This is a genomic window from Methylomagnum sp. (assembly GCF_054333355.1).
In genome coordinates this window covers 1-3,379 of the sequence record NZ_JBTEKS010000446.1, presented here as the reverse complement: position 1 = coordinate 3,379, position 3,379 = coordinate 1, and the positions used below count along the sequence as shown (strand labels likewise).

Below are 3,379 nucleotides of genomic sequence, written 5' to 3'. Positions count from 1 at the left end.
CGCTGCGGGCCGGGCTGAGCAGCTTCGGGGCCGGGGGCGTCAACGTCCATGCCATCATCGAGGAATATCCCGCCTCGCCCCGCTCAAGTGAACCGGACTCCGGCCCCCAATTGATCGTGTTGTCGGCCCGCACGGCTCAGGAACTCGAAGCGAACGCGCTCCGGCTGGGACATTTCCTCCGGGCGCGGGCGGCGTCCCCCGATGCCCCGCGCCTGCGGGACGTGGCCTATACCCTACAGGTCGGGCGCGAAGCCATGGAGGAGCGGCTGGCCCTCGCCGCCTCCGACTTGGCCGACCTAGCCGAACGACTGATCCGCCTGGGCGAGGGCGGCGAGGTCGAGGGCGTGGCCCGTGGCAGCGTCCGTCCCGGCAAGAACGCCTCGCCCTTCCTGATCGAAGGCAATGCGGGACGGGAGATGCTGCGCGTCCTCATTGCAGAAAACAGCCTGAACCAACTGGGCCAGCTTTGGGTCAGCGGCGCCGCCATCGACTGGCGCTTGCTGCACGGGGAATCCCGCCCGGCGCGGATTCCCCTGCCCACCTATGCCTTCGCCCGCAAGCGCTATTGGCTGCCCGACCTGCCCGCCGCCACGCCGTTGACGGCCCATGGCGCGGCCCGTTTGCATCCGCTGGTTCACGCCAACACCTCGACGCTGCGGGTCCAGCGCTTCAGTTCGCGCTTCGACGGGGCGGAATTCTTCTTCCGGGATCACGTCATCGGCGGCAAGCGGGTGCTGCCCGGCGTGGCGGCGGTGGAATTGGCCCGCGCCGCCGGAAAACTGGCGATGGAGCAGGCCGTGACCGGACTCCGCGACGTGACCTGGCTGCGCCCGGTGCTGATCGACGGGGATGAGTCGGTCGCCGGGGGCAAGGCGGTGGACATCGTGCTAACACCCCGCGCTGGCGGAGTGGAATACTCGATCCGCCGCGCCGACGAGGAGACCTCCCGTGGCAAGCTACTGTTCGAAGACCGGGCGAACCGGCCCGATCCGGTGGATTTGGCGGCGTTGCGGGCGCGGTGCCCCGCCGTCCTCACGGGCGCGGAATTCTACGCCCGCCTCGACCGCCCAGAGTTCCGCTATGGACCCAGCCTGCGCTCGATCCGCGAACTGCGCCACAATGCCGACGAAGCCCTCGCCACGCTGGCACTGCCCGCCACCAGCGGCCCCGACGCGGCGGACTACCTGCTACACCCGGCGATTCTAGACGGGGCATTGCTGGCGGCGGGCGTGTTGTCCGATGGGGCCGACGCTGGCGGGGCGCGGGGTTATCTGCCCTTCGCCATCGGGGTGCTGGACCTGTTCGGTCCTCTGCCCCGCGAATGTTTCAGCTTGGTCCACCCGCTTCCCGCCACGGCGGGGATGCCCGGAACGCGGCGCTTCGACGTGTTCTTGCTGGATGCGGCGGGCGAGGTTTGCGTCGGCATCCGGGACTTCATGGTGCGGGCGGTGGGGGACACCGAGCGTCGCCCGGCGGATCGGCCCGCCCTGTCCGAAACGGTCAAATCCGCGCCGACTCACCCCGCATCCGCCGACGAATTATTGCGGCGAATTCAAGAGGAATTGCGACAGGGCGTGGGCGCGGTCCTCAAGCTGGACATGGAAGAAGTTCGCTTGGACGATGACCTCTCCACCTTCGGCTTCGACTCCATCACCCTGTCCGAATACGGGCGGACCATGCAGGAAAAGCTAGCCATCGAGGTGCCGCCCACCCTGTTCTTCGAATACACCACCCTGGAATCCCTGGCGGCGTTCCTGGCGACCGAGTTCCGGGCGGAGTTGAGCCAGCATTATTTTCCCGAGGGGAATGGCAACGCGCCGGACGCAGCCCCCGCTGAAATGCCGGTTTCGCCGCCCTCCTTAGGCTTGAGGTTCCTGCCCAACCCGCCGCAATCCGCCACGCCAGACGACGACGGCGGGGCGGTCGCCATCATCGGCATGGCGGGCGTCATGCCGGGCTGTGAGGATTTGGACGGCTTCTGGGAGAAGCTGGCGGCGGGCGCGGACCTGATTACCGAAATCCCCAAGGATCGCTGGGACTGGCAAGCCTGGTACGGCGACCCGCGCCGGGACGGGGACAAGACCAACATCAAGCACGGCGGCTTCATGCCCGACGTGCGGGCCTTCGACGCCCGGTTCTTCGGCATCTCCGCCTACGAAGCGGCGATGATGGACCCGCAGCAGCGGCTGTTCCTGGAAGCGGTCTGGCACGCCATCGAGGACGCCGGTTACAAGTCATCGGATTTTTCCGGCACCCGCACCGGCCTGTTCGCGGGCGTGTCCACTTCGGATTATTCCGGCGTGCTGAGGGCGACCCTGAAAAATATCGAGCCGCTCACCTCCACCGGCGTCTCCCATTCGATCCTCGCCAACCGCGTGTCCCATTTGCTCAACCTGCACGGTCCCAGCGAGCCGGTGGACACGGCCTGTTCCAGCGCGCTGGTGGCGATGTGCCGGGCGGTGGAGTCGCTGCGCAGCGGTGGTTGTGACTACGCCATCGCGGGCGGCGTCAATGTGATGGTCACGCCCGATTTGGTCATCGCCTTCAACAAGGCCGGGATGCTGAGCCAGGATGGCCGCTGCAAGACCTACGACGCCGCCGCCAATGGCTACGTGCGCGGCGAGGGCGTGGGCGCGATTCTTTTGAAGCCGCTGGGCCGCGCCCGCGCCGATGGGGACCACATCCATGCGGTCATCCGGGGCGCGGCGGTCAACCATGGCGGCAAGACCACCAACCTCACCGCGCCCAGCCCCAACGCCCAGGCCGAGGTGATTTTCGAGGCCGTCAGCAAGGCGGGGGTCGACCCGCGCAGCATCGGCTACGTCGAAACCCACGGCACCGGCACGGCTCTGGGTGATCCGATTGAAATCAACGGGCTGAAAAAAGCGTTCCGGCGGCTGGATGAACGCTGGGGGCACACCGCCCCCGCCGCGCCGTACTGTGGCCTCGGCTCGGTGAAGACCAACATCGGCCATTTGGAAGCGGCGGCGGGTGTGGCCGGACTGTTCAAAATCATTCTCGCCATGCGTCATCAACGCATCCCCGCCCATTTGCATCTGCGCGAACTGAATCCCTACATCAAGCTGGACGGCAGCCCGTTCCGCATCGTGACCCGCGCCGAGGCGTGGGAAAGCGTTCTGGACGAACGGGGCCAACCCCTGCCGCGCCGGGCGGGTTTGAGTTCCTTCGGCTTCGGCGGCGTGAATGCCCATTTGGTGATTGAAGAAGGCTCCGCGCCGGAACCGCTCGAAACAGAGGCCGCAGGCGGTGAACAGATCATCGTGCTGTCCGCCATGGACGAGGACCGAGTGCGGGTCTACGCTGCCAAGCTGGTGGATTTCCTGGACCGGCCCGCCGTCGCCGGAGCGCCGCGCCCATC

At 67.4% G+C, this 3,379-nt stretch carries 1 protein-coding gene; it reads left to right on the top strand.

The window, feature by feature from the left end:
- On the top strand, nucleotides 1–3,379 hold a 3,379-nt coding region (locus ACXWUF_RS20840; protein ID WP_458503381.1), incomplete at both ends, for a beta-ketoacyl synthase N-terminal-like domain-containing protein.